Origin of the sequence: Promicromonospora sp. NPDC050249 (assembly GCF_040656015.1) — a bacterium.
Classification (GTDB): domain Bacteria; phylum Actinomycetota; class Actinomycetes; order Actinomycetales; family Cellulomonadaceae; genus Promicromonospora.
On sequence record NZ_JBFAKY010000001.1, the window covers coordinates 134,502 to 159,199 of the forward strand.

The following is a 24,698-nucleotide window of genomic DNA, read 5'->3' on the forward strand; positions in this document are numbered from 1 at the left end:
CGCCACCAATCCCTCGAGGCCTTCTATGGTCCGGCTCAGAAGTGCTCGCCGTCGACCAGGCCCCTCGCGATGGCTTCGGCAACGAGCGACTGCACCTCCGTTTCACTCACGCCTACCCGCAGCTTCTCGAAGAGCTTCCGCATTTGGTAACTGAGCAATCGGTTCCTTGGCGCCGTGTTTTGAACTCGCTCAGCGTAATGCGCCACGAGAGCAGGGCCATGATCAGCGAGCACGCTTCGCGGAAAGTCAATTACGAAGAAGTCGTCCCCTAGCCCAACACCCCGCCCGCTAAAGAGCGCAAGTGCCTCGGGTATGGCTTCCCCGAGCTGGGGGATTATGTCGGCCCAGCGGGCCAACTCTTCAGGATTAGGAGTCCGCGGCACACCATTGAGCCGATCGGTAAGGTGGTCTCGCAGCCAGCGGGTCCAGATCTCAGCGCCGTTGATACCGTCACCGCGTAAGAAGTGCGCGACAGTTCCGGCGAATTTTATAGCGTAGGCACCGTCATTTGCCAGCACGCTCTGGGCGAGGAGGGCCTGCTGGCCGTCTGATGTGATCGTCGCGAACGAGAGGATTGAAGCCACGAGCCCGAAGAAGTTGCTGCGAAGGGTTGGATCTTGAAGTGCGTCGAGCCGCTCCCACTGCGCGACGACGCTGTCGAGTAGGCCGGAGTCGAGCAGCCTGTCGTCATATCGGGGGTGCTGGAGGTACCCATACCAAGCGAACATGGCGCTGTCGTCTGCCCGAAAGATTGGCAAGACGTGCTCGACGGTGAAAGCGGGATCCGCCGAGAAGAGGAAGAACAGCTGGCGTGCAATTGCTGGCTGTGTCGCATCGAGAGTCGCCCGACTGCCTCGCAGCAGGTCGACCAACGCGTTTTGCTCGATCTCGCTCAGGCCGACCCAGTCGTCCCGGTGAAGACGCCATCGGCGATCCAGTTCGCTGATCCAGTACTGCGCGAGGTCCCCGGGCCATGAGTTTAGGTACAGCGGCGCGAACGAGAGCGGATCCTCATCTTCGGGGCGGGTGAATTCGCTGCTGTGCTCTCGCCATAAGGTTGAGGCGATCTCGCGCATCGCAGACGGCGCCAGGGTTTCTTCAGCGCCCGATAGTCGATCGACCTGAGCAGACAGAAAGCGCCCGACTGTACTCGCAGTGTCCCGCTGTGTCACGAGCGTTTTGACCTGTGCCAATGCGCTCAGCATCGTGTCTTCAAGGTCCACGCTGGACCAGCCCTCCACGATGGCGCACCGTAGGTCAATTCCCTTGCCCTCGATCCGAGCCGATGCGTCCTTCTCTAAAGCATCGATCTCCATCCACAGCGGGGTGCCGAGATCCGGTCGTTCGGAGATCGATCGTTCGACGAGGTCGACCACGTCGCGCCATGAGGGCTCGTCAAAGCTCCGCTCGGAGTAGTCGCGTGACAGCAGGTCCTCGAGTGCTGCGCTCGGGTCTTCTTGCAGCGATTGCACGAAGGCCTTCGGCTCCATCGGAAGTTTCCCGCCCCACACACCGCTGGTCGTCCAGCTGTCGAAATCAGGGTGTTCCCGCGGGCCGAAGCTTGGGTTTTCGGCCCGGATCGCGTCCAGGGCGTGTGCCGCCGCCGCCCAGTCGGGTGCAGAACTGGTGAGCCAGACGAGAAGGTTGTACTTGCCGTAGGCGACGTGCCGTTCCCGGTCCGGGGCGTCCTCGGGATAGTCCGGTCCTGCGTTCACCGTTGCCAGGAGTCGGCCCTTGAGCAGCTCTGAAGCTTCGGACGCCGCAGTCGCGAGGATCTGAAATGTCTCGTGCTTGAGATGCGCGGCATAGAGGTTCGTCCGACCGAGAAGCCACTCAAGGCGCGCGTCCGCCGTCAGCGATGGATCAACCGCGACGAGATGGAGCGCGAGGCGCCGAAACAGCGGCCGGTCCAGCGCCCACCACCGTTCCGGCAGATCGGTGCGCGCTGCCTGCGCCTTGACGCCGAACTCCCGAAGACCATCAATGACCGCATCGATGGGGTCTCGCACACTGTCCTGTTCGTGCGGCTCTATCGCTGACCGGCCGAAGGTGAGCGGATCCCAGACGCGCCGGCCGTGGTAAGCGTCGTGAAGATCGTAAGCGCTGGCTAGCGCCTCTTCGAGGGATCCGCCAAGGCGCACGTCCCCGGGGTCGGCCTTATTCACCGCGAGGCGGACGTGCTGTGTCAGCGCGTACTCGGTTATTGCCCATGCTGCTTCAGCGTCCGGTGGTGTGGTCGCCGCTTCCGACTCGTCGACGGTCCATCGGCGCTTGAGTTTCAAGAACGGCCTTAGTGCCGTACGCAGCACGCTCGTACTCCGTGGCTGTGCTCCGGCCACGAATGGCAGTAGATATTCGGTCTTGAGCGGTGCCGAGTGGCCTAGCACCGACGTCGCGAGGATCACGCGCCAGCGCTCGCCTGCTCCGGCGTCCTTCTCAGCGAGTTGCTCTGTCGCCCAGCAAGCAACACGGAACAAGGAGCCTGTCATCGATTGGCCAAGTCGGTGCAGCGTCTGCAGTGCCGCACCGTGCAGTTCAGGGGATGTGATGAAGGTCTGACTGAACCAGTCGCCGAGCGCGGAAACGCTGTCGGGTACCTCGGGTGCACCGAACAGGAGCTTGAACTCGGGAGACTCCTCGAACCAGCGGAGCCACTCAATCTTTTGCTCGTTGGCCAGGCCTGCAGTCGCCCCGGCGAAGTCTCTTACGCCGTCAAGCGTCCGAAGACGAACGTTGAGGTAGTCCCGCTCGACAGGAGTCATCGTGGGGCCTGCGACCACGATGTCTTGGACTCTGGCTTGATGGTCGAGCCGGCCCATCCGTATGCGATCGTTCCACGCTTCAAGAGCTCGCACGAGCGCACTGTGGTCGTGGTCTGGAACCGGGTAGCCCACCGGTTGGACTCCGAGTCGACGCCACTTTGGGTCTGCGGCGCCCCTGGAGTCTGTGAACGCGAATCGCGGAGTCGCCGAGGGTAAGCCGAGAGCCAGGTATTGCATGATCGGGTCGTCGTGGCTGTAACCGATGAACACGACCGTGAACCGTTGAAACATCGGCAGCAGAAACCTCGTGGCCCAAGCGGACGTGAGGTATGCGCGGCCGAAGTCACTATCGGTCAGCACAAGTTCCCGGGGCGAGCGAAGTACTGAACCGTGGAGGTGGACCAGCCCCTCGAAGTCGTGACCGAGCGGCAGGGCCGGACCGGTCCACCGGTCCGCAATCTCCATTCCCTCGGCCGACGCCGCTGAAGCGAGATGATCGTCGAAGTTCGTTGTCACGATGCGCAGCGGCCCCATCGACGACGCTAGCCGTACAAGCGCGTGATGCGTTGAGTTCGGCCTGGAGTCGGCTCGGGCAATAATCTGGTGCGCGTGCGCGTGCGTGTCGAAATTGTCAGGCATCGCGCCAAGGAAGTAGTCAATCGGGACTAATTCGTCGTAGGTCATTCGTGCGCGCTCAGCCAGCTGGCGCGCCAGGGCGCCGAACAATGGGAGGCCGGACGGCGCCGCGAAGGACGCCCCAGCGCCTACGAAGAAGACAAGGCGCCCGGCGACCTGCGCGTCCAGGATGGAGCGTGGCAGGCCAACGTCTGGAGTTATCCAGAGAACTTCTTCACTCATCGCCCTGCCACCTCGGCGGGATGCAGCCTCGCGGTCAGCCTCAGCTTTGAGTCCCGTCCGAAGCCCGCGATATCGGGGATCAGCAGCATCATGAGTCCTGCGGCTCCTCCGACACGGGCGATCCAGTTCGCGGCGGAAACTGGGACCTTGACGGGGTTCTGCACTGCATCAGCGTAGCGAGAGACACAAGTCTCGGGTGGGTAGCGGGCCAACGCCAGGATGCGCTCGTGAGTCCAGGTGTCACGGAGCGAGTTATGACACCGGTTTGGCGTTACGAACAGGTCTCCTCAAGCCATCGGGCGCGGGCTCGTTCCCTGCCGCTGGGTCCAGCGCTGCGAGGATGGCAGCAATCCGTGTCAGTCGGGCGCGTGCACGCTTCGCACCTCAGTGTCTGGGCGTACCCGCAGGAAGCGCAGGAGGTGCCGAAAGCTCTGCCCGTCCCACCCCACATCGGCCCTCACCTCGACCACGATCGGCTCGACGAGAGTCAGGTCGACGACGCCCCGCCCGGTCACATGGAACCGCGCCAGCGCAGTCCGGGGCACCTGAGTCGGCCACGGATGCTTCCCGGCTGGTGGAGCGAGCCACGGCGTCAGGGCTCGGCGGGCCGATGGTGATAGGAGCGTCGTCCGTCCCACGATCCGCAGTTCGCCGTCGATGGTGAGGCCTGCGATGACTTCCTGTGGCGATGAGCGTGTGCCGATCACCGCGCCGCAGACGACATCGACCGTCTCGCGGTGCTTTACCTTCAGCCTTATCTGCACCCGAGCGTCAGCGCGTCGTCCGTCAACCGGCCGGCGTGGCGCGGCGGTGCGCCCCCGTCGTCGATACGGTGCTGACGAAGGATGTGCCATTTCGCACGCTGAGGGGTCAGCTTGTTGCGGCACTTGCCTCGCATCGGAGTCCGGCTCACCGACGGCGATCGGCATCCTCGCACCACGACGCGGACGCAGTCCCGTCGGAGAGCGTGGCGCCGCACCATCGTTTAGGTCACGAAGGCCGCGACCGGGGCGTCGCAGCGAGATGCCGGGTGGTGAGCGACTTCATGATCGTGCACTTCAGAGCCGCTCAAGCTCCTGCTTTCCTCGGTGTGCGAGCGGAAGTGCGGTGAAGGCGTGCCGGAATGCAGCTTCCGCAAGCCTCTCGTCAATCCCCGAGCCAGCCATCACATCGATGCCACGCACCACAGTGAGCAGCATGGCGGCCAGCTCGTCGCCGTCTGCCTCCGCCTCGAGTGCGCCGTACTGCTGGGCCGCCATCAAGCAGTCGCGCAGTGCGGCGCGTTGACGGGCGAAGCACTCGGCGATGAGCTCAGCGGCCCGGGCGTCGGACCGGTCGGCCTCGACCGCAAACCGCCCGGCCATGCAACCGAGCCGGTCCGGATCGTCGAACACGAAGCGGAGGTTGCCTTGCAGGTACTCCCACATGCGCGCAATCGCATTCTCCCCTGGGCCAGTGAGCTTGCTTTCCGCTTCGGCCGCCTTGCGTTCGCAGTATCTGCCGAGGGCTCGCAGGAACAGCTCATGCTTGTCGCCGAAGGCGGCGTACAGACTGCCGCGCCCGAGGCGGGTCACCGCCGCGATGTCGTCCAGGCTTGTGCCGGCGTATCCGTCGTGGCGGAATTGCCGCTCCACGGCGGCCAGGACCTGGTCATTGTCGAAACTGCGCGGACGTGCCATGGAGTGAGGATAGGCCGTTGTGGACTATCAAGTCCAGAACGTCTGCGGTCCGAGGGGCCACCCGGACCGCAGCCGTCAACGTCGCAGCACTACGCAGATGCCACCGAGACCGCGAACTGACCGGTGGCTACCTCGAAGGCGGGCCGGTTCGCTGCGACGTATTCCTCGACCGTCATCGGCGCCTTCCCGCTGATCGTCTCGACCAGGTTGTTCGTTCCGGCGAAGACGCCGTTCTGGTAGTCGGTCGCGACGTTCCCGAGGTGCTGGACCAGGTGCTGGGAGATGCCTCGCTCCAGCAGTCCGGTCTGGAACGCCTCGATACTGAGCGGCTCGTACCGCACCTCGATGTCCAGGACCCGGGACACGGCCGCGGCGATCTCGTCGTGGTTCATCTCCACCGGCCCGTAGAGCGGGTAGACCTGCCGGTCGTGCGATTCCGGACGTTCCAGGACCGCGGCGATGACGCGCGCTTGGTCCGCACCGGTGATCGGCGCGTGCCGGCCCGTGCCGAACGGCAGGGCGATCACGCCGGAGTCCCCTGTGCCGAGCCACCCCCACGTGATCCACTCGGCGAAGAAGGTCGGCCGCAGGTGGGTGGTACCGAACGGGCCGCGGTCGAGCAGTCGCTCAGCGATCCAGTGCTGCTGTGCGGCGTTGCTCTTCGCGTCCCTTCGGGCCGACACCTGGGACATGTTGACGACGGCCTGGACGCCTGCTTCTGCCGCCGCTTGGCCGACGTTCACCGTGGACTCGATGAGCCCGGCCTCGACCGGGTAGCAGAAGTAGACGGCGTCCGCCCCGACCATCGCCCTGCTGACGTCACGGAAGTCGCGAAGGTCACCGGTCACGATGTCGGCGCCCGCGTCGGCGAGTGCGGTGGCGCGGTCGTCGACGCGGCGCACGAGAGCGGTGACCTGATGGCCGTGCTCGAGCAGGAGGCGGGTGGTCACCGAGCCTGTCTGGCCGGCGGCGCCGGTGATGAGGAATCTGCGGGGGCTGGAGCTCATGGCAGTTCTCTTCCTGTTAGCGGGATCAGGGCCGTTGTGGACCAGATCGTCAAGAATGCTAACCCGTTGTGGACTGATCCGCCAAGAACCCCGTCATCGCAATGCGACAGTCGGAGCCACGTGCCACGTGCCACACCGGAAGCGCCGCTACTCCCTGTCTTCGGATCGCCTACTCATCCTCGCGATGACTACCCGCCTCGAACTTTGGGGGCCGACGACGGCCGCAGCAGCACGCGGCAGCCAGCGCAGGCCGGTGCGCCGCGGGCGCAGTGACGAAACCCGACGCCGGCCGGCCGCATCGGCGAGGGGTCAGGGACTCGTGGCGTGCCGAGTCCGGTACCAGCGCAGGGCCTGCAGCGCACACCTGACGCCGAGCGAGAGCTCCGAGGACCTCGGAGGAACAGCCCTCAGACGCGGGCGAACTCGACGCGATCGAGTGGAACGCTCGGGCCGTCGTCGCGAACGAAGTCGACACGCAGCGGAGCGGCTGATCCTTGCTCGCGGCGCGTCATCGTCGGGCCGTCCTCGCGGGGCACGTGTTCGTCACCCCACTGCTGCAGGGCACCGAGAACTACCGTGAGGTCGCGGCCTGCGGGCGTCGGTCGATATGCGGGCCGTGTACGACTGCCCGGCTCGCGGTACTCAGTGCGCTCCAGGACGCCCGCCTGGACGAGGCGGTCGAGGCGGTTGGTGAGGATGTTCGTGGCGATGTCGAGTCGTTCCCGGAAGTCGGCGAACCGCTCCACGTCATAGAGCAGCGCTTCGCGCATCACGAGGAAGGCCCATCGATCGGTGAGCACGATGAGCGCGCGCTCGATCGAGCAGTAGGGCCGCTGGGGGTCGAGCTCCGGGGAGCGGGAAGGCGCCATCCCAGCAGGGTACGTCGGCTCTGCGATGGCGCTCCCGTGTTCGCGCGGGGTATCTGGAGCCGCTCACCCGAGGGAGGCGGCCGAACGGGCCGCGCGCGTGAAGTCGCGCCGTACCGTCATCTCGTCGTCGAGGTAGCTGCCGACGAGAACGGCGTCGCGGAGCATCACGAGCTCGCCCGCGCGTTCGGCAGGATCCGGGCGGCCGGCGGCGCGCAGATACCGCTCCAGCCGCTCCCGGAAACGGTGGCGGTGCTCGCTGACGATTCTGCGGACGCGACTCGCCACGTCTGGATACTCCGCGGAAGCGTTGATGAAAGGACAGCCGCGCGTGTGGTGCCTGAAGGCGTCTTCCGCCATGCCTTGTACGGCGAGCTCGAGCAGGTGCTCCGGAGATGAAGCTACCGCCTCGGCTCCCGCGAAGGTCTCATCGAGCATCGCGTCCTCGCGCTCAAGGTACGCGGCCACGAGCGCCTCCTTGCCAGGGAAATGGCGATAGAGAGTGGACCGCGTCGTCCCTGCCTCCGCAAGGATCCGGTCCACACCCACGCGCGCTATCCCCTCTCGGTAGAAGAGGTCGCACGCCACTGTGAGCAGGCGTTCACGAGGCGAGACGGGTAGGGCGGAAGGCTGGTCGGGCACAGATGGACGGTAGCACGAGAAGGAACGGTCGTTCCCCATCTGAGTGGCTTGACGCAACTCAGCCTTCATGGTTGGCTCCTGGGAGGAGGAACGACCGTTCTTTCTGCCAAAGATGGAGAACTTCATGACCACCGCCCGCCGATGGACCGCCCGGCTAGCACTCGGGCTGGCCGCCGCCGCACTCATCGCAGCCCCGAGCGTCGCCCTCGCCTCGGACAGCACCACCCCGACCGTCGTCGTGTCGCAGAGGTCGACCCCGTCGACCAAGCCCACGGTCGTCCTGGTGCACGGCGCCTGGGCCGACCCCTCGAGCTTCGCCCCAGTCACCAGACTCCTGCAGCACGACGGCTACACCGTGCTCGCCGCCCCGAACCCGTTGCGTGGGCTTGCGAGCGACGCCGCATCGGTGGCCGCGTTCGTCAACCAGGCGACGACCGGCCCTGTCGTCCTGGTGGGCCACTCCTACGGCGGCGCCGTCATCACGAACGCAGCGCTCTCCACCCCACGTGTCACCGACCTCGTGTTCGTCGACGCCTACGCGCCGGACAAGGGCGAGACCGTCTCCCAGCTCACCGGACAGAAGCCCGGCTCGGTGCTGGCGGCCGAGCCGAGCACGGTCTTCGACGTCGTGCAGGACCCCGCGATGCCAGCCGGCAACCCGGACCTCTACGTCAAGCGAGACCTGTTCCGGTCGGCGTTCGCCGCACATCTGGGCGCCGGGGAGGCCGCGGTCCTCGCAGCGTCCCAGTCTCCGGTCACCGGTGGTGCGCTCCAGGAGCCCTCGGGTGACCCCGCCTGGAAGACCATTCCCAGCTGGTTCGTGATCGGGACCGCGGACAAGGTGATCCCGCCGGCGCAGCAGCACGCGATGGCGACGCGTGCCCACGGCCACGTGACCCCCGTCTTCGCCGACCACCTCTCGATGCTGGAGCAGCCCGTCACGGTCGCTCGTGTCATCGACCGAGCCGCAGCGACCAACTAGGAGATCGATCATGACCCCCGTGCTGTTCATCCACGGCCTGTGGATCCACGCCTCTGCCTGGCGCCCATGGCTGAGCCTCTTCGACGAGTCGGGCTACAGCGCCCAGGCACCGGGCTGGCCCGGTGACGGCGAGACCGTCGAGGACACTCGCCTCCACCCCGAACGGCTCGCTGGCATCGGAATCGACCAGCTGACGGATCACTACGCGGCCATTGCGGCGCAGCTCCCGCAGAAGCCGATTGTCGTCGGACACTCGTTCGGTGGCCTGGTGGCTCAGAAGTTGCTCGCGGCCGACGTCGCGCGCGCCGCCGTCGCGATCGACCCGGCACCCATCAAGGGAGTCAGGGCACTGCCCCTCGCGCAGATCAGGTCTGCGCTCCCGGTCGTGAGCAACAAGGCCAATACTGACCGGGCCGTTTCGCTGACCGCCCGCCAGTTCCGGTACGGGTTCGGCAACGCACTGAGCCGGTCCGAGTCCGACCAGCTCCACGGCTTCTACTCGATTCCCGGCCCCGGACGCCCGGTGTTCGAGCTCACCGGCGCCAAGCACGACCCGTCCTCACCGACACGGGTCCGTCTCGACGACACGCACCGCGGGCCGCTGCTCGTCCTCGGTGGCACCAAGGACCACACGATCCCGGAGATCGTCGCCCGACAGGCGGCTGCCCTGTACGAGCCGGGGAGCAACACCCAGTACCGGCGCGTCGAAGGCCGCGGACACTCGCTCGTCTTCGACAGCGGCTGGCAGAGCGTGGCACAGACGGTGCTCGACTGGATCTCGGAACACGACCGAGCAGCAGAGCACTGACCGCGGTCGCCCGGCGGTGCCCGGTTCTAACCGGGCACCGCCGGGCACTGTCGTTGGCTTGGCGAACAGAGGTGTGTTGCCCACCTTGAGGCCTGGCGCCGCCCTGTTGGGCCAGACCGCGAAGCCCTCGCCTCGGGGTCTTAGGCTGCCGTGGGTGGGAAGACGGCGCGCGTCATGGAGCCCGCGCTGCGGACGAGATCCTCGTGATCGATCTGTGCCGCGCTGGCGACCGCGTCCGTCGCGGCCCCGCAGAACCCGTGATAGAGCGCGCGGGCGACTAGGGCGGGTTCGGTGGCCTGGATCGCGTCGGTCTGCACACCTGTGACGGCAGCAGCAGCGATCATCGCGATCAGCCGCTCGTTGACGTCGTCCTTGACCGCATCGGCGCCTGCGACACCGTAGAGCGCACGATGCACATCGCCGTGCGCCAGAGCGAAACGCGTCAGCTCCTGCAGGACCGAGACGAGCCGGTCACCGATGGGGACGTCCTCGTCGCCGAGAATCCGCTCGCCAACTTCGGCGAACGACTCCATATGACGGGCCCAGGCCGCCGCGGCGAGCTCTTCCTTGGTCTTGAAATGCAGGTAGAACGAGCCCTTCGACATGCCGGCCGTCCGAGTGAGCTCCTCGACGGTAGCCTCCGCCACTCCCCGCTGCGTAAAGACAATGAGCGCAGCGTCGAGGAGATCTCGTCGACGCTCCTGCGCAGGCCGCACGCGGCGTGGCGACCGCGGATGCGCCGTTGATGTCGGCATGTGTCATCTCCTCCGGAACTGATCGTAGTCGACGAGTAGGTGACCAGCTTTGCCCGCCTCGTGGGGGTGTCGCCGATGCGCACCAGCCGGTCACCGGTCGGGGCTCCCCGAAGAACTGCGCGACGACACGGACCGTGCCAGGTCGGTATCGTCGCGCACCAGGTCACATCCGCAGTCAGGCGAGGAAGCGCAGGACGGCCGCGCCGAACCTCTCGGGGTGCTGGAACAGGAACCCATGGCCGGCGTCGCTGTAGATGACCGTCGTCGCGTTCCGGAGGCGCTGCGACATCCGGAAAGAGTGCTCGGCATGCACCATGACATCGTGCGCTCCGTTCGCGACGAGCACCGGGATGTCGAGCTCACCGAGCCGCTCCCAGGCTGAGGCGTCGTCCTGACCCCAGGCACCGATGGCCTGCAGCTGCGCGTGGATGGCCTCCGGCGCAACCTGTGGCGACCCGTCGCTCAGACGCAGGTCGAGCCGACGGAGCGACTCCAGCCCGCGGCGTCGCCCGTCCTCGTGCAGGCCGAAGAAGAGGTAGAGGAAATCTTCGTCATCGTTCTCCGGCTTCACCATCACCTCCACCGAGCGAGGCTCCGGCCCGGGCGAACCGTTCTGGCCACCCGGACCGCTGCCGAGCACCAGAAGGCGGCGGACGAACCCGGGATGGTCCAGTGCGAGCATCTGGGCGACGAAGCCGCCGATCGACCAGCCCAGTGCATCGATCTGATCGGTTCCAAGCTGCCGGAGGAACTCCACAGCAGTCCTCGCCATGCCCGTGAAGGAGTCGGGCGAGACCCCACCGCTGCGGCCGATTCCAGCGTTGTCGAACACGATGACGTCATGCTCGCCGGCCAGGACCTCGAGGAACGCCGGATCCCAGTGATCCATGGTGCCGCGGAACCGCTGGAAGAGGACGAGGGGCGTCTTGCCCCGCGGGCCGAAGCGGCGGTAGGCGATCAGCCCCGACGGGGCATCCACGGTCAGCGTGGGGACCGTGTCTGCGACGTACGTCATGAACATCCCTTCGTCATGGGGCCGACATCGCCAACCCTTTCAGCCATAATGATCGGATGACTTGCTGAGCGCAAGTCAGATTTGACTGACCGTCAGTCAGTCGCTAGCGTCGGAGCGTCGCCCGATGAACGGCCGGCATCCGATCAGCCCGAAGGGCCCGCCATGACCACGATCCACACACCACCACCGTTCGACACCGAGCTCGAGCCAGTGCTGGTCAGCGCCGGGATCCCACCGACCCTCCTGCCGAGCCATCTGTCCACGCTCCGCGGCCCGGGGTTCACTCCGTCCCTGGAGGAACTGCTTCAAGGGCGTCCCATCGAGCACGAGGAGCGGATCATTCCGGGACCGGCCGGCGACCTGACAATCTCCGTCTTCCGCCGCACGGACCATGTCGCGGGAGGCCCGGCGTTCTTCTTCACCCACGTGGGCGGGATGATCTTCGGTGACCGGCTCGTGGGCGTCGCACCCGTCGTGGACTACGTCGTCGAGCTGGATGCCGTCGTCGTGACGGTGGAGTACCGGCTCGCTCCCGAGCACCCCGCCCCAGCAGCGCTCGAGGACTCGTACGCGGCACTGGTCTGGACCGCGGAGCACGCCGACGAGCTCGGGTTCGACCCGACGAAGCTCGTCACGATCGGCGGCAGCGCCGGAGGCGGGCTCACGGCGGGCATCACCCTCATGGCCCGCGACCGAGGCGCGCCGCAGATCGCCGGTCAGGTGCTCATGTACGCCATGCTCGACGAGCACAACGACAGCGTCTCCGCACAGCAGATCGACGGCATCGGGATCTGGGACCGCACCAGCAACGACACCGGCTGGAACTTCTATCTCGGGGACAGGCGCGGGACCGACGACATCACGGACTACGAGTCCGCGGCCCGCGCCGACGACCTCACCAGCCTCCCGCCCACCTACGTCGAGGTGGGTTCGGCCGAGGTCTTCCGGGACGAGGACGTGGCCTTCGCCAACCGGATCTGGGCCGGTGGTGGCGTGGCGGAACTGCACGTCTGGCCCGGCGGCTATCACCTGTTCGAGCTGCTCGCACCCGAGGCGGAACTCTCACAAGCCGCCCGGCAGGCACGCAGCAGGTGGGTCCGCCGCCTGCTCCAGGACTGACAGGACTCGGCCCGCGCGGGGCTCTGGATACAGGCTCGCCGGCAAGGGGATCGTCAGCTCTGACGCACCAATCGCCCACGGATCGGGCGCTGCTCTTTCCCCTGCCGGCGAGCGTTGGCCGCCAGCCGAGCCGCCAGAGCTTCGCACCGGATGCATCGACAAGGGGTCGGCTCGGCCTTGGGTCGCCAGCGCAGCCGACGGCGTACCGACCGCATCCATGCCATGCCCCATGCCCCATCGCCATGCCTCGCCGTTGCACCGCGACGAGCTGTCGATAGCTCGTCAGATGCTGGTCTGATCGCGCATCACGGGCATCGGCAGCGTGACCGACGCGGCCGGACCGATCCGGCGTGCCCGGTCCCGCTTGAAGCGCAGTTGGTCCAGGGTCACCTCGATTCCCTCGATCTCGCCGTGCCAACCTTCGCTCTCGGCGCGATCTCGGCGAGCGTTGAGGTCTGCTTCGATCTCGTCCAGCCGAGGGAGCATCTGGGGCTCGACGTGAAGCATCGGGCACCGCACGCAGGCGTGCTCGTGCGCGCATGGAGTCCCGTAGGGGCGCCCGCAGGCACCCAGCTCCACCTGGCGCTTGTCGAAATGCTCCTCGAACTCCTGCCACTCGGTCTCCGTCGCCCTGCGGTACTCGTCGTTCGGGCGCAGCTGGCGGCGGCGAGTAAGGTGCAGCTGGTAGTGGCGGACCACGTCCTCGTCGAACACGGCAACGTACCCCCGTGTCGTCTGCAGGCTGGCATGACCCAGGAGCGCGGCACCGATGTGGATCGGCAGCCCGTTGTTCACCAGCTCGGTCGCGAACAGGCGCCGAAAGTCGTGCGGCGTGAACGTCACCCCGTCGAACTGCGGCCGGCCGACCGCGACCTCCTTGCACGCGGTCCGGATGAGTTTGGCGATCAGGGTCGGGCTCATCACGCCCCGCACCTGCCCGGTGCTGTGCTGGAACAGGAACGGAAGCGGGTCGCTGTGCTGACGCTCGTAGGGGTCCCATCGCCGGACGAGGGGGATGGCGCCGAGCTGGCCCGTGTGCCTGCCGATGATCTGGGCGATGACGTGCAGGAGCTCGGGCGACATGGGGATCACCCGCTCACGGTCTGTCTTCGAGGGCGTGATGACCAGTAGGGCGACGATTTCACCGTTTGGGCGGCGGTACTGCCGCACGGACAGGTGTGAGAGCTCCAGCAGTTCCTCGTGCCGGATGCCGGTCAGTCGCAGCACCTCGATAACCGCCCAGGTCCAGAACGCTCGCGCTTCGGCCGCCTCGACGTCGATCACCGGCCCGCCGCCAGCGCGCCGCACGCGCAACGTGGCCTGTTGCTGCGGCGGTTCGATGGCTGCGCCTCGGCGCGAACGCGGGCCCTTCTGCGGATACCTCCCCGCGTTCGACGACCCGGTCTCGACAAGGCGCACGTACCGGATCCCGCCGGCCTCGAACTCGGCTTCTGTGGAGGCCTCGGCCGCCGCGAGCAGCGCACGCGCACGCTCGCGGTCGGCGGTGACCTGGTCAACGAGCAGGTCCAGCATCGGCTGCCGGGCGCGGGTGCGGTCGGCGATGCGTTCGGCCAGGCGGCGGCGCCCTGCGCCGTAACCCTTGCTGGCGATGGGCGGGATCGGGCACCGCGCAACCCATGGTCCCCACCGTGCTGGGTCCTCGACGGCCCAGCTCTGGATGTCGAGGTAGAGGGCACGCACCGCGATGAGCAGGTCCCAGATGCTCCGTCGAGGGCGGCGCCCTTCGGGGGTGTCCACCGTGTCCACCTCGGCGCGCCACGTGGCATACGTCGCCTCGTCAAGGTCGAGGTCGCGCTGGTCAGGGTTGACCCGCTCGACGATGCACCAGAAGTTGCGCACGAGGGAACGCACCAGATTGGACACAGTGCCGTAGTCCATCCCAAGCCCCGCGCGGTGGGTGACGTAGTCGATGAGGAGCTGGCGCACCGCAGGGTCCCTGACGCTGTAGGTGTCGACGAGCTCGGTCACGGTCTTGCGACCGCCCACGGCGGCAAGGCGCATCGTCACGGGGGTGCCCTCAGGGAACAGCCCCGCGTCAGCCAGGACCTGCCAGACCAGGGAGCCCGCAAGCTTGCGTCCGTGCTTGTCCTGGGCCGTGCTCACCTCTTGCAGGGCCTTACCGAACTGCATGATCCCTGGGGGCGTGATGTCACGCGCAGGGATCGCCTGATAGGCGAGCATGTACGCGAGCTCGGTCAGGGCTCGGTTCTGCATCGCCACGCTCACCGGGGCCGCCTCGATGCGGCTGACCAGGGACGCCAGGCTGTCGTCCCGCTGGCCGGCCATGAAGATCGTGGCGAAGTCAGAGACCGCGGTCCGCCGCAGCACACGCAGCGACGGCACGAGCACGCGGAGCGCGACCAGCCACGAGAATCCGCTGGTCATCGTCCAGCTGGCGGTGGGCGATGGGTTCAACGACGCGAGCGACGTCGTCGACGACTCCCACCCGCTCGCCTCCCACCGTTCCTGCCAGGACACGCCCGGGAACGCACTCAGGTGCTCGGCTAGGTGCCGAATTGACCGTCCCCGCTTGTCGAGCTGAACGGCCGAGCGCGGCAGAACCGAGCAGGCCGCAGCGATCAGATCCTCGACCGGCGCCTTGCTCAGGTCGCCGTGTGGCTGCGGTAGGTCCGGCTCGGGGGCCTCTGGCTCGACCACGTTGGCTTGTCCCCAGCGCCGCCGTGCGGGCCCTTCATGCACGAAGGGCTCGCGGTCACTGCCGTCCTGTGGCGCATCCCGTCGCGTCCAGACGCCGGTCGTGGAGACCGATACCCTACTCATCGGCGCCGGCGCCGAAGACGATCGCAACGTCCTCATCGGCGTATCCCGGGGCGAAGCTCCGCGACGGTGGCGCGGGCCGGGCATAGTGGTCCTGCATCTTGTCGATGACCTCCTCGATGCGGGGCACCGTGTAGATGCTCGTGGTCCGCAGGTCGGCGTGGCCCAGCACGACCTGCACCTCAGGCAGTGTCAGCACCCCGCTGCTGACCATCCGGGCTGCTGCCGTGTGACGCAGATCGTGCAGCGTCCAGTTCGTGCCGAGCGCGTCGTTCGCACGCTGAAGCACGCGTCGAGCGGCGCCGTACGTGAGCGGACGCGACTCACCGCGCATCGTTCTCCACAACGGCCCTGCGACCGGCCCTTCGAAGGTCTGCAGGTAGCGTCCGAGCCAGGTCAGCGCCTCCGGCGACAACGGGACCATCCGTCGCTCGCGTGAGCCCTTCGAAACGACCGACATCCGCTGACCAGCCCAGTCGACGTCCTCGACGGTCGCGCCGAGGAGTTCCTCGGCGCGTGCGCCCGAGCTGACATAGCAGGCGACCAAAGCCCGGTCCCGGTCCGAGGGCAGCTGCGCGAACAACTGGTCCCACATCGCGTCCGGGATCGACCGTGGTGCCGCCCGCTGAGCACGCTGCCGATAGGTGCCCCGCCGGTAGGCATGGCGCGGCTCGAGCGGGCTGCGGTGAGCGAGAGCCCGACGGCGCGCCGGCGACTCCGGGACCGGGTTCACGACAGGGCCGTGCGCCCAGTGCGCGTGGAAGTCATAGAACCCTCGAACGGCCGCCAGCGTGAGGTTGATCGTCGCCGAGCCGTACCCGAGACCAAGGTTCGGCTTGCCAGTCTTGAGGTTCACTGCAGCGACGGCTCCAGGTTTCCGGCGCCTCTGAGGGTTCGGGGCGACCCGTAGCCAGCCGACCAGGGTGGCCGTCTCCGCCTCGGTAGCCCGTTCCCATCCGACGTCGAGCTGCCACAGAACCCGGAACCACCGCAGAACCGCGTGGCAATACGACCGGATCGTGCGAGGACTGTAGTCACCGACAGCCATGTACCGGACCCACTCGCTCACAGCCTCGACGACGTTGCCGTCCTTATCGAGCACCAGGTAGGGCTCCTCGGGCCCCGACCCGGCGTTGACCCGACCGACTCGCACCAACTCGATCTCACCGGACCGAAGGCCACGCCGAACTGGGTCTTCTGGGATGGTGCCGCTCACGCCAAGCTCCTCGCAGGTCGCTAGTCAGGAACTGCACCACCGGCTTATCAATGTGTGGCACCGTGGGTGCCGACACCACGCCGATGGTGCAGATAACTCACCAACCCCGCTGGCCTGCTGGGTATGGCTGGGCTCCGCCCTTGATCACGAGGCCTTCGATGCCGGCGGCCGTGTAGGTCTCGAACCACTCGGTTGCGACGTCACGATCATCCGTAACCGGTGAGAGATTCAGTGGCGGGCGCCAGGCGGCGGCGAGTTGTTCCAGGAGGCGCCGGCGCTCGTCGAACGGTAGGTGGCGGGCATCCTGCCCGGTGCTAGCGAGGAGGTCGAACGCGGCGTAGGAGGCGGGATGGCCAGCGGCGTGCGCGGCGGCGCTGCGAGGACCGCGGCCCATACGTGTCTGCAGAGCACCGAAGTCGAGGCGCCCGGAGGTCCAGATCACCACCTCGCCGTCCAGCACCGTCCCAGGAACGAGCTGATCGACGCACGCTGCCGTGATCTCGGGGAACGTCGTCGACAGGTCGGTGCCGCGCCGCGACCACAGTTTCGAGCCGCCCCGGTCGCGGGCGACGATCAGGCGGAAACCGTCCCATTTGGGTTCGAAGCGGCACCCGCCGGGCAGTGCGCCGGCGTGCGGGATCTGCTCGACGGTGCGAGCGAGGGCTACCTGGACCGGGCCGGTAAGTTCGGGCGGCAACGTTGCCGTCATGGCCCAACCGTCGCCCGCCCATCGCGACCCTGCACGTCGGGGCGCTGACCAGCATCGTTGCCCGGACGCGATATTCCCGACATACACTCGAACGCATGTACTACCGTCCTGCGGTCTGGGAGGCGTGATGTACGCCCTGTCACCACGCCCCGCCAGCACCGCCACCCTCAGCCCCACCAGCACCAACGCGCTGCGGGTAGCGCCTGTCTCCGTCGCCGCGGGATTCCCCTCCCCCGCCCAGGACTACTACGACGGCGCGATCGACCTAACCGAGATGCTCGTACACGACCACGCCGCCACGTTCATCGTGCGCGCCGCCGGCGACTCCATGACCGAGGCCGGCATCAGCGACGGTGACGAGCTCCTGGTCGACCGGTCCAAGACACCCCGCCACGGCGACGTCGTCGTCGCCGTCCTGGACGGCGAGCTCACCGTCAAACGCCTCGAACTCGGCCCGCACGGCGTCGTCCTGCGGGCGGAGAACGCGAACCACCCCGACATCACCGTGCCCGAGCTGCCCGACCTGCAGATCTGGGGCGTGGTGACGTACTGCATCCACCACCTACGGGGGCGGCGGTGATCGCGCACGTCGACGTCAATTCTGCCTACGCCTCCTTCGAGCGGGTGTTCAACCCCGCCCTGGAGACGGTGCCCTTGGTCGTGCTGTCCAACAACGACGGCATGGTCGTCGCCGCCTCCCGCGAGGCCAAGTCGCTCGGCCTCGACCTGGGCAAGCCCTGGTTCGAGCTACGCTCCACCGCCGCCCGGTCCGGTGTCGTGGCCGTGTCGAGCAACTACGAGCTCTACGGGGACATGTCCCGCCGCGTGATGGAGGTCCTCGAGCGTTTTACCCACGACCTCGACGTCTACTCGATCGACGAAGCCTTCCTCACCATCGACCGGCGCACCACGGCCGACCTGGAGGCAATGACCCTGCTCGGGCACGACATCAAGAAAACGGTGCGCCGCCTGCTCGGCGTGCCCGTCTGCGTCGGGATCGCTGAGACCCGCACCCCTGGCGAAGCTCGCCAACCGGGCCGCGAAGAAGATCGGCGACTTTGATGGGGTGTGCGTGTGGCCGGCCATCGACACCGGCTGGCGCGAGAGACTGATGCGGGCGCTGCCGGTCTCCGAGGTCTGGGGCATCGCTTCACGCCTGGAGCGACGCCTCGGCGGGCACGGCGTACTGACAGTCTGGGACCTGGCCACCGTCGACCCGGCTCACATCCGCACACTGTTCAACGTGGTCGTCATGCGCACCGCGCTGGAGCTATGCGGGATCGCGTGCATCGGGCCAGAGGAGGACCACACTGGCAAAAAGCAGCAGATCATCGCGTCTCGCTCGTTCTCCGAGAAGGTCACTTCTACCGTGATCATGCGGCAGGCGCTGAGCATCTACGCCCAGCAGGCCGCGACCCGCCTGGTCAAGCACTCGCAGGTCGCCAAGACCCTGACCGCGTTCGCTGGCACCAGCCACTGGGCTCAGGACAAGCACCACCCCACGATCACGGTCCGTCTCCCGTTCCCGACCGCCGACCCCGTCGAGCTGACCCGGGCCGCCCACCGCCTCCTGCCCCAGATCGTCGAGGGCGCCCGGTACGCGCGTGCCGGCCTACTGCTCACCGACCTCACCCCCGCCGGGGCCCAGCTTCCCTTCGAGATCTTCCGCTCCCGGCACGAGGACGTCGGGATCGCCACCGTCATCGACCGCGTACAGAAGAGGACCGGCAAGAACTCACTCGGCCTCGGCTACGGTGGCTTCCGCCCGGGCCCGTCCTGGCAAATGAAACGCGCCATGCTCACGCCGCGCGCTACCACGCACTGGGCAGAACTCGCCGCGGTGCGCGCGTGACCTCAACCCAGTAGGGCGTCAGATTCACAGTAACCGTACCGCGATGTTCACTTTGATAATCGGGCCGCCGCGCCAGGGGCTGTCCAGACTGCTTCTGCCAGCTGAAGCGACCGGACCCTAGCCCGACAGCGTCTAGTCGTGGTGCACAACTCCGGACCCACTATCGACTCCCGTCAGCTAACCGCCTCGAAAGTCGGCCAGTCCATGACGACACACCAGGCCGTCGTCGGACAGCTCGAGGCGCCACCTGTCGAAGCGTGCCACGAGCCAGGACGAGCACATCGCCGTACTAAACCGCTGACCGGGCGACCAGCAGCTCTCAGTCGACGGACGCCGGTTCGCGGGTGGTGCGGAGCATGGCGGTCAGGACGGGCCCGTCGGATGCGGGCTGTTGTGTGCTGATCTCGTAGTACCCCCACCGTTCGTATAGCGCTTTCACCTTGCCGTTCCCAGCCAGTGGGTTGACCAGAAGGGAGACCTGCTCCTCGGGGCGGCTGGCGAGGAGGTCGTCGTGGATGCGCCGTGCAGTACCGGTACCACGCCACGGCACCTTGAGCATGATCTCTTTGAGCGCCACGGTCGACCGCTCGGTGCAGCCATCGGGCAGGGGCGTGGTCATCCGTCGCCACCAGCGATCGTCGGGTTGAAGGGTGTTGACGTAGGCATATCCCACTGGTTCGCCTCCGTCGAATCCGATGACGGTCTCCCAACCGGGTTCGGCGCCGTGCCGGGCAAGCCGTTCCCCGTACCGTTCCACCGAGTAGTGGGGCTGGTGGAGCTGGTCGGCGCGCACTTCGGCGTAGATCTCGATCAGGGTGCTCCAAACGCTGTCGAGGTCGGTGGCGTGGCGCAGCTCGATACCGTCACTGGTCACTGTGGGTTCCTTCGGCCGTCGTGGATGTACTGGTCCCAGGTGCGGGCGTGCGGACTGGACCTTGCGGTGAGGCTGAGGGCGTTGCCGAAGTCGTGCAGCATGCCGGTCACGCGGGGGTGCTGACCGGTGGGATCGGCCGAGATGGACATGGCAGTAGCTACGGCCGGCTCCAAGTCACCTTGGCCGAGCTGGGCGCGGGCGAGGCGAGCGGTTGTGATGGCGCGGGTGCGTCGCATCTCCGGGCGAAGCAGCGCCAGGCTTCGGTGCGCGCGGGCTTCGGCGCCCTCGTAGTCGCCCAGGGCCAGGTGCGCGGCCACGGCAAGGTTTTCCAGTTCTGCCTGGTCGTAGAACGCGGTGATCCATACCGGCCGCTGTTCGTCCGGGTCGGCTTGCAGCAGGGCGTTCTGGGCGTGTCCCACGGCCTGGCGGACTGCTCCGGCGTCACCGGTCAAGCCGTGGATGGCCGCGTGCCGCGCATGACCGAGAGAAGCAAACAGCGGGTCACGGCGCGCGATGGGTAGGCGGCGCGCGACGTCGTTGGCGGCCAGCGCGTCGACGGGCCTGGCCATGTGTCGGTACAGGCTGCCGGCGTGGGACCAGATGCGGAACTGGATGGTCGAGTCTCCGGAGAGGGCCGCGAGGCTGGCCGCACGGTCGAAGTGGCGTTGCGCGGTATCGAAGCGGCGGCCGTCGATCGCAGCCCACATCGCGCTGGAGGTGAAGGACGCGGCACAGCCGTACAGGGCGGCTCGCACGCGCTGGCTCGCCGTGCCGCGTGCCTGGAGTGCGAGGGCTTCGCCTGCCAGTGCGGCGGCCTGAACCTCGATGGTGAGCTTTCCGCCGTACCGATGGTCGTCAGCGATCACGAGCGCGAACTTGGCCAAGAGCCGCTCCACGTCGCCGAGGCCGACGCGCTGTCGAGGTCCAAAGGACGGGACGGCGACGGTTGGGCGGATCGTCCTGACGGTATGGCTGACCGGGCGGTGCACCCCACCCTGTGGTGGCGCCGTCGGGGTGCGGTCTCCTTGGGTCGTGAAGCCCAGCTCCGTCACGGGGCAGTTGAACAGCGCCTCCAGTGCGGCACGCTGGCGATGGTGGGGCCATCGAGTTTTTCCGGTCAGCCAGTTGCGGACCGTCCTGTCGCTGACGGTTCCTTCGTATCCGGCCGCACGCAGGTCAGCGTTCACGGCTTCAGCCAGTTCTGCCTGGGTGTAGCCCGATTCCGCCATGCGCGTCTTGAGGATCTGGTTGCCTCCCACTCGTTCACGGTAGCCACACGGCGGCATCGAGAAGAAGCGATCACCCCGGAAATTTCCGGTTGCCGCAGATGAATACCCCGGCGCTTTTTCCTCACGCCTTCACGATTACGCGTATTTCACTGGATCCCAGCCCTCCCCGGCTGCCGAGTGACCGCTCCACCACCCCCTACACACAAGGGCCAGACCATGACCACGACCCGCTTAGCCGACCAGCTCACGTTCGCCATGGACGTCGCCGCCGAGGCGATCCGCGCCGTGGGACCGGAACACATCGAGATCGTCACGTTGACCCGAGGCCGCATCTGCGTACAGCCCGTAGACCTGAACAAGGGCGAGCAGATCGCACGCCTCCTGGGGTGCGATCTTCCGCTCGATCATCGGATGTTCGTACCCGGGCACACCCTCTGGACCGGTGTGGTCGACAGCTTGGAGGTCCAGGTCCGATCGGTCCTTCGCCAGGTGGCGGTCCGATGAGTGCCACGACCACCACGTGCACCCGCACGCTCGTCGCGCTCGACATCGACGGGACCCTGGTGGACGACGGCAACACGATCCCCTCTGGCACCGTCCCGGCGCTCGACCTAGCACGGGCTGGCGGGCACAAGGTCGTGCTCGCTACCGGACGCTCACTGATTGGGCTGGTGCCGATAGCGATCCGACTGGGGCTAACGGACGGTTGGGGCGTGTGCTCCAACGGCGCCCTCACCGTGCGCCTCGACCCGTCCGCACCCTCGGGGTACGAGATCGTTGCCGCTCGCATCTTCGATCCGGAACCGGTGATCCACCGCGCCATGGAGATGACTCCGGGAGCACGGGTCGCGGTGGAAGAGGTCGGCTGGGGCTGGCGAACCAACCAACCGTTCGAGCCGGGAGAACTCAACGGGCAACAGAAGGTCGTCACCCTGAGCGATCTGGTCTCTCATCCCGCTACCCGGGTCGTGCTCGTCGGACCGGGTATCGGCGGGTCCGCCGATGCGCTGCACGCCACCGGCGTCACCGTGACGCCGATGGGATCCGACTGGTTGGACATCGCGGCGCGAGACGTGAACAAGGCGGTCGCGCTCGACGATGTGCGCCGACGCCTGAACATCCCGGTCGAGCGCACCGTGGCGGTGGGAGATGGCATCAACGATCTGACGATGCTCGCGTGGGCTGGACGTTCGGTGGCGATGGGGCACGCGCCCGCGATCGTGCGCAGTGCTGCTGACGAGACCACCGGCACCATCGACCAGGCCGGGGCCTTGTCGGTACTGCGTTCCCTGATCCCGGATGTCGACGGTTCGCTCTCCCCGTTGGCTGCGCAGATCGCCACCGCCGAGGCCAGCGCACCGGGCCCAGTGGTCCTGCGCGTGTGGCACGGCACCGGACCGGATCTGTCCCGGTGCGAAGCATGGACCCTCCAGAACGGCCATTGGATCAAGCACGCGCCGATCGCATCCGGCGTCGGCACCACAATGCGCGCCATCGAGGCTGCCGCACTGGAGGCGGGCTTGCCGTACCCGCGCGGGGACGAAGGCCGCCGCCGCGCGAAGTGGCGCAGTGTCACTGGTGATGGACCGCACGGGTTCGAGTTGCCCCTCAGCGACTTGCGGTGGTCATCGTCCCGAAGCGCGGACTACGTCACAGGGACCTCCGACGAGGGTGCAGCCGCCGTGCTGCGCCCCCTTCTCGGATAGCCTCGGACCATGCGCCTCCCACGTTTCCAGACCTGGATCACTGCCCTCGTTGACGCCAACCTCCCGACTGGTGTGAAGCGCATCGAGTGGGCCGATAGCGGCATCAACAAGGACAGTGGCATGGGCGAGCAGTGCACCGGCCTCGTCTTCGAAGCACCCGACGGCGGGACCGTGTACTGGCAGACCGTCATCGGCGGCGGCCCCAAGGGCGACAGCTTCGACCGGCCGGAAGAGATCGTCGAAGGCGACCCGCCCGCACCGGTCGCACCCATTGAGCTTTCGGTGGCCGACGGCAAGTTGCGCGTGGCCGATCTGGAAGCGTGGCTCACGGCCCTGGTCATCAACGCCCAGTCTCGTGAGCTGGCGTCGGTCGAGCGGTTCTCGACGCGTCCGCCCAAGCCGCTTCTGGGCTTTACCCACCCGTTCGGGTACACGCTCAAGTGGCACGACGGAAGCTCCACCACGAGCTTCCTCAGGTACACCCTCGCACCCGGCGAGCGGCGCACGGAAAGCACGGAGTGGCGGATCAAGGAGGCGGTGTAAGTGGCAACGAAGAAGTGCGGTAGCTGCGGCCAGGTTGTCGGCGTAGTCGGAGGGAAGCTCGCGACCCACCAGAAGGGCAAGCCTGGATCCGGTACCTGCCCAGGCTCGGGCTCCAGCGCCTGACAAACGAAACGAGGCCCCCGCTCCACTTGTGGAGCGGGGGCCTCGTGGCGTCACGGGAGTGCCAGGGTGAGCAGCTCCTGCATTGCAGTGCAGGAGCCGTAGGCGTCGATCATCACGTCGTGCACGCACCGGCGCACAGCACTGGAGCCGTGATCGCCTTACGTCGAGCATGACGTCCTCCCAGGGCCGCGGCATCGCGGCGATGATTGCTGCGAGCTGACCCATTGCGGCGTCCTCGGTGACCTGTGGCGCACCCTCGGGCGTGTTGGCCTGGACGCGTCCAAAGTGGTCGAGCCCGTGAGGTCTGGCCGCTTCGGTCTCGAGTTTGAAGAGATAACTTCGACCTGGCCAGAGGTACATGGCATACCGCCTGCGTAACACACTCCTTATGGAGGCATGGTGCGCGGCGTCAGTCGATGGGCTCGATCAGGTCTGGGCCGTTGTTGCGCACGTTACCGACGGCCGTGCCGACTTTGACGGGCGTCAGGTGTGATTCGGGGATCGACGCGATCAGGGCGTCGACCTGGTCGCGGTCGGTCAGGTCCGGGTCGAGCCACCTGTCCCAGAACTCGTCGGGCAGCAGCAAGGGCGAGCGGTCGTGGATTTGGCCGAGCGTGTCGGTCGCGTTCGTCGTGATGACGGTCAGGGACCACAGCCACCGATTGGGATCGGTCTCGCCCTTGGAGTGGTCGCGCCACAGCTCGTACAGGCCGGCCGCGGCCAGGGGCGCGCCGTCGGGGTCGGTCAGGTAGAACGGCTGCTTACGACCCTTGCCGCTCTCGGGCGCCTGCCACTCGTAGTACCCGTCCATCGGGACGATCAGCCGCCGGCGCGAGGCAGCCTTGCGGAAGGCCGGCTTGTCGGTGATCGTCTCGACGCGGGCATTGATCATCCGGGCGCCGATCTTCGTGTCCTTGGCCCACGACGGCACCAGCCCCCAGTGCAGACTGCGCAGCTGCCGCATCGTGTGACCACCCTCGTCGCGCTCCAGCACCGCGCGGACGTCGTTGGTTGGGGCGACGTTCCAGGACGGTTCGGGCTCCTCGCCGATGAGCTCGGCGATGTGGAACCGGTCGGCGATCTCCTGGTCACGACGCGCGTTGGCGAATCTGCCGCACATGCCCACCAGTGTGACCGTGCGCGTGTACGCTCGC

The 24,698-nt window shown here is 67.2% G+C and carries 23 protein-coding genes; 9 read left to right on the top strand and 14 right to left on the bottom strand.

Translation table 11 applies throughout. From position 1 onward, the window contains the following. Positions 1-35 precede the first annotated feature (35 nt). The 6 genes from AB0I32_RS00590 to AB0I32_RS00615 all read right to left on the bottom strand — a co-directional run bounded on the left by AB0I32_RS00590 (position 36) and on the right by AB0I32_RS00615 (position 7,940). Positions 36-3,620, bottom strand: a complete 3,585-nt coding sequence (locus AB0I32_RS00590) for an SIR2 family protein (RefSeq protein WP_357501764.1) — start codon at positions 3,618-3,620, stop codon at positions 36-38. 356 nt (positions 3,621-3,976) lie between these two features. Further along, positions 3,977-4,384 (bottom strand): hypothetical protein, encoded by a 408-nt coding sequence (locus AB0I32_RS00595; RefSeq protein ID WP_357501766.1) that lies wholly within the window; start codon positions 4,382-4,384, stop codon positions 3,977-3,979. Positions 4,385-4,678: 294 nt separating this feature from the next. Further along, positions 4,679-5,299: a TetR/AcrR family transcriptional regulator gene (locus AB0I32_RS00600; RefSeq protein ID WP_357501768.1), complete on the bottom strand. Its 621-nt coding sequence runs from the start codon at positions 5,297-5,299 to the stop codon at positions 4,679-4,681. Between the two features lie 89 nt (positions 5,300-5,388). Further along, positions 5,389-6,306, bottom strand: coding sequence for an NAD(P)H-binding protein (locus AB0I32_RS00605; RefSeq protein ID WP_357501770.1), 918 nt, complete (start codon positions 6,304-6,306; stop codon positions 5,389-5,391). A gap of 407 nt (positions 6,307-6,713) precedes the next feature. Beyond that, the gene (locus tag AB0I32_RS00610) at positions 6,714-7,175 is read right to left on the bottom strand and encodes a helix-turn-helix domain-containing protein (protein WP_357501772.1); all 462 of its coding nucleotides are present in this window, start codon (positions 7,173-7,175) and stop codon (positions 6,714-6,716) included. Between the two features lie 63 nt (positions 7,176-7,238). After that, positions 7,239-7,940 carry a TetR/AcrR family transcriptional regulator gene (locus AB0I32_RS00615; protein WP_357501774.1) on the bottom strand — a complete coding sequence of 234 codons (702 nt, stop codon included), beginning with the start codon at positions 7,938-7,940 and terminating at the stop codon, positions 7,239-7,241. On the opposite strand from AB0I32_RS00615, the gene AB0I32_RS00620 reads away from it, so the two are divergent. Further along, positions 7,939-8,796, top strand: a complete 858-nt coding sequence (locus AB0I32_RS00620; RefSeq protein WP_357501776.1) for an alpha/beta hydrolase — start codon at positions 7,939-7,941, stop codon at positions 8,794-8,796. The two genes, AB0I32_RS00615 and AB0I32_RS00620, sit on opposite strands and share 2 nt — an antisense overlap. A 10-nt stretch (positions 8,797-8,806) precedes the next feature. Continuing rightward, positions 8,807-9,604, top strand: coding sequence for an alpha/beta hydrolase (locus AB0I32_RS00625; RefSeq protein ID WP_357501778.1), 798 nt, complete (start codon positions 8,807-8,809; stop codon positions 9,602-9,604). A gap of 140 nt (positions 9,605-9,744) precedes the next feature. On the opposite strand, the gene AB0I32_RS00630 is transcribed toward AB0I32_RS00625, so the two are convergent. Further along, entirely contained in the window at positions 9,745-10,359 is a 615-nt protein-coding gene (locus AB0I32_RS00630) for a TetR/AcrR family transcriptional regulator (RefSeq protein ID WP_357501780.1), read from the bottom strand. Positions 10,360-10,534: 175 nt separating this feature from the next. Next, positions 10,535-11,374, bottom strand: a complete 840-nt coding sequence (locus tag AB0I32_RS00635; RefSeq protein WP_357501782.1) for an alpha/beta hydrolase — start codon at positions 11,372-11,374, stop codon at positions 10,535-10,537. Positions 11,375-11,536: 162 nt separating this feature from the next. On the opposite strand from AB0I32_RS00635, the gene AB0I32_RS00640 reads away from it, so the two are divergent. Beyond that, positions 11,537-12,493, top strand: a complete 957-nt coding sequence (locus tag AB0I32_RS00640; RefSeq protein WP_357501784.1) for an alpha/beta hydrolase — start codon at positions 11,537-11,539, stop codon at positions 12,491-12,493. 282 nt (positions 12,494-12,775) lie between these two features. Here the strand turns inward: AB0I32_RS00640 and AB0I32_RS00645 are convergent, their stop codons facing one another. The 3 genes from AB0I32_RS00645 to AB0I32_RS00655 all read right to left on the bottom strand — a co-directional run bounded on the left by AB0I32_RS00645 (position 12,776) and on the right by AB0I32_RS00655 (position 17,217). Continuing rightward, the gene (locus tag AB0I32_RS00645) at positions 12,776-15,379 is read right to left on the bottom strand and encodes a site-specific integrase (RefSeq protein WP_357501786.1); all 2,604 of its coding nucleotides are present in this window, start codon (positions 15,377-15,379) and stop codon (positions 12,776-12,778) included. After that, positions 15,288-16,508 (bottom strand): tyrosine-type recombinase/integrase, encoded by a 1,221-nt coding sequence (locus AB0I32_RS00650; RefSeq protein ID WP_357501788.1) that lies wholly within the window; start codon positions 16,506-16,508, stop codon positions 15,288-15,290. Before AB0I32_RS00650 ends, AB0I32_RS00645 begins: the two co-directional genes overlap by 92 nt. Before the next feature lie 97 nt (positions 16,509-16,605). Further along, complete coding sequence (locus AB0I32_RS00655) at positions 16,606-17,217, bottom strand: ATP-dependent DNA ligase (RefSeq protein ID WP_357501790.1); 612 nt, start codon at positions 17,215-17,217, stop codon at positions 16,606-16,608. A gap of 127 nt (positions 17,218-17,344) precedes the next feature. Between AB0I32_RS00655 and umuD the strand changes: the two genes are divergently transcribed. The 3 genes from umuD to AB0I32_RS00670 are packed head-to-tail and all read left to right on the top strand — an operon-like array spanning position 17,345 to position 19,069. Next, a complete protein-coding gene (gene umuD, locus AB0I32_RS00660) occupies positions 17,345-17,797 on the top strand; it encodes a translesion error-prone DNA polymerase V autoproteolytic subunit (protein ID WP_357501792.1) in 453 nt (150 codons plus the stop codon). Continuing rightward, the gene (locus AB0I32_RS00665; RefSeq protein ID WP_357501794.1) at positions 17,794-18,279 is read left to right on the top strand and encodes a hypothetical protein; all 486 of its coding nucleotides are present in this window, start codon (positions 17,794-17,796) and stop codon (positions 18,277-18,279) included. The genes umuD and AB0I32_RS00665 overlap by 4 nt, the downstream gene beginning before the upstream one ends. 10 nt (positions 18,280-18,289) lie before the next feature. After that, positions 18,290-19,069, top strand: coding sequence for a DUF4113 domain-containing protein (locus AB0I32_RS00670; protein WP_357501796.1), 780 nt, complete (start codon positions 18,290-18,292; stop codon positions 19,067-19,069). A gap of 319 nt (positions 19,070-19,388) precedes the next feature. On the opposite strand, the gene AB0I32_RS00675 is transcribed toward AB0I32_RS00670, so the two are convergent. Then, positions 19,389-19,943 (bottom strand): hypothetical protein, encoded by a 555-nt coding sequence (locus tag AB0I32_RS00675; RefSeq protein ID WP_357501798.1) that lies wholly within the window; start codon positions 19,941-19,943, stop codon positions 19,389-19,391. Next, entirely contained in the window at positions 19,940-21,202 is a 1,263-nt protein-coding gene (locus AB0I32_RS00680) for a helix-turn-helix transcriptional regulator (protein ID WP_357501800.1), read from the bottom strand. Before AB0I32_RS00680 ends, AB0I32_RS00675 begins: the two co-directional genes overlap by 4 nt. Positions 21,203-21,388: 186 nt before the next feature. Here AB0I32_RS00680 and AB0I32_RS00685 point away from each other — a divergent pair, with 186 nt between their 5' ends. From AB0I32_RS00685 to AB0I32_RS00695, 3 genes are read left to right on the top strand one after another with little or no spacing between them, the layout of a single operon-like run. After that, positions 21,389-21,676, top strand: coding sequence for a hypothetical protein (locus AB0I32_RS00685; RefSeq protein ID WP_357501802.1), 288 nt, complete (start codon positions 21,389-21,391; stop codon positions 21,674-21,676). Beyond that, positions 21,673-22,878 carry an HAD family hydrolase gene (locus AB0I32_RS00690; protein WP_357501804.1) on the top strand — a complete coding sequence of 402 codons (1,206 nt, stop codon included), beginning with the start codon at positions 21,673-21,675 and terminating at the stop codon, positions 22,876-22,878. Before AB0I32_RS00685 ends, AB0I32_RS00690 begins: the two co-directional genes overlap by 4 nt. A 9-nt stretch (positions 22,879-22,887) precedes the next feature. Next, positions 22,888-23,421 carry a hypothetical protein gene (locus tag AB0I32_RS00695; protein WP_357501806.1) on the top strand — a complete coding sequence of 178 codons (534 nt, stop codon included), beginning with the start codon at positions 22,888-22,890 and terminating at the stop codon, positions 23,419-23,421. A 532-nt stretch (positions 23,422-23,953) separates the two neighbouring features. Here AB0I32_RS00695 and AB0I32_RS00700 read toward each other — a convergent pair. Beyond that, complete coding sequence (locus AB0I32_RS00700; protein ID WP_357501809.1) at positions 23,954-24,664, bottom strand: SOS response-associated peptidase; 711 nt, start codon at positions 24,662-24,664, stop codon at positions 23,954-23,956. Positions 24,665-24,698 lie beyond the last annotated feature (34 nt).

Bases quoted from the DNA above. Each gene is read 5' to 3' on its own strand.
- AB0I32_RS00590 (WP_357501764.1), bottom strand. From the start codon at position 3,620: ATGAGTGAAGAAGTTCTCTGGATAACTCCAGACGTTGGCCTGCCACGC.
- AB0I32_RS00600 (WP_357501768.1), bottom strand. From the start codon at position 5,299: ATGGCACGTCCGCGCAGTTTCGACAATGACCAGGTCCTGGCCGCCGTG.
- AB0I32_RS00605 (WP_357501770.1), bottom strand. From the start codon at position 6,306: ATGAGCTCCAGCCCCCGCAGATTCCTCATCACCGGCGCCGCCGGCCAG.
- AB0I32_RS00610 (WP_357501772.1), bottom strand. From the start codon at position 7,175: ATGGCGCCTTCCCGCTCCCCGGAGCTCGACCCCCAGCGGCCCTACTGC.
- AB0I32_RS00620 (WP_357501776.1), top strand. From the start codon at position 7,939: ATGACCACCGCCCGCCGATGGACCGCCCGGCTAGCACTCGGGCTGGCC.
- AB0I32_RS00615 (WP_357501774.1), bottom strand. From the start codon at position 7,940: ATGAAGTTCTCCATCTTTGGCAGAAAGAACGGTCGTTCCTCCTCCCAG.
- AB0I32_RS00625 (WP_357501778.1), top strand. From the start codon at position 8,807: ATGACCCCCGTGCTGTTCATCCACGGCCTGTGGATCCACGCCTCTGCC.
- AB0I32_RS00630 (WP_357501780.1), bottom strand. From the start codon at position 10,359: ATGCCGACATCAACGGCGCATCCGCGGTCGCCACGCCGCGTGCGGCCT.
- AB0I32_RS00635 (WP_357501782.1), bottom strand. From the start codon at position 11,374: ATGACGTACGTCGCAGACACGGTCCCCACGCTGACCGTGGATGCCCCG.
- AB0I32_RS00640 (WP_357501784.1), top strand. From the start codon at position 11,537: ATGACCACGATCCACACACCACCACCGTTCGACACCGAGCTCGAGCCA.
- AB0I32_RS00645 (WP_357501786.1), bottom strand. From the start codon at position 15,379: ATGCCCGGCCCGCGCCACCGTCGCGGAGCTTCGCCCCGGGATACGCCG.
- AB0I32_RS00655 (WP_357501790.1), bottom strand. From the start codon at position 17,217: ATGACGGCAACGTTGCCGCCCGAACTTACCGGCCCGGTCCAGGTAGCC.
- umuD (WP_357501792.1), top strand. From the start codon at position 17,345: ATGTACGCCCTGTCACCACGCCCCGCCAGCACCGCCACCCTCAGCCCC.
- AB0I32_RS00685 (WP_357501802.1), top strand. From the start codon at position 21,389: ATGACCACGACCCGCTTAGCCGACCAGCTCACGTTCGCCATGGACGTC.
- AB0I32_RS00690 (WP_357501804.1), top strand. From the start codon at position 21,673: ATGAGTGCCACGACCACCACGTGCACCCGCACGCTCGTCGCGCTCGAC.
- AB0I32_RS00695 (WP_357501806.1), top strand. From the start codon at position 22,888: ATGCGCCTCCCACGTTTCCAGACCTGGATCACTGCCCTCGTTGACGCC.
- AB0I32_RS00700 (WP_357501809.1), bottom strand. From the start codon at position 24,664: ATGTGCGGCAGATTCGCCAACGCGCGTCGTGACCAGGAGATCGCCGAC.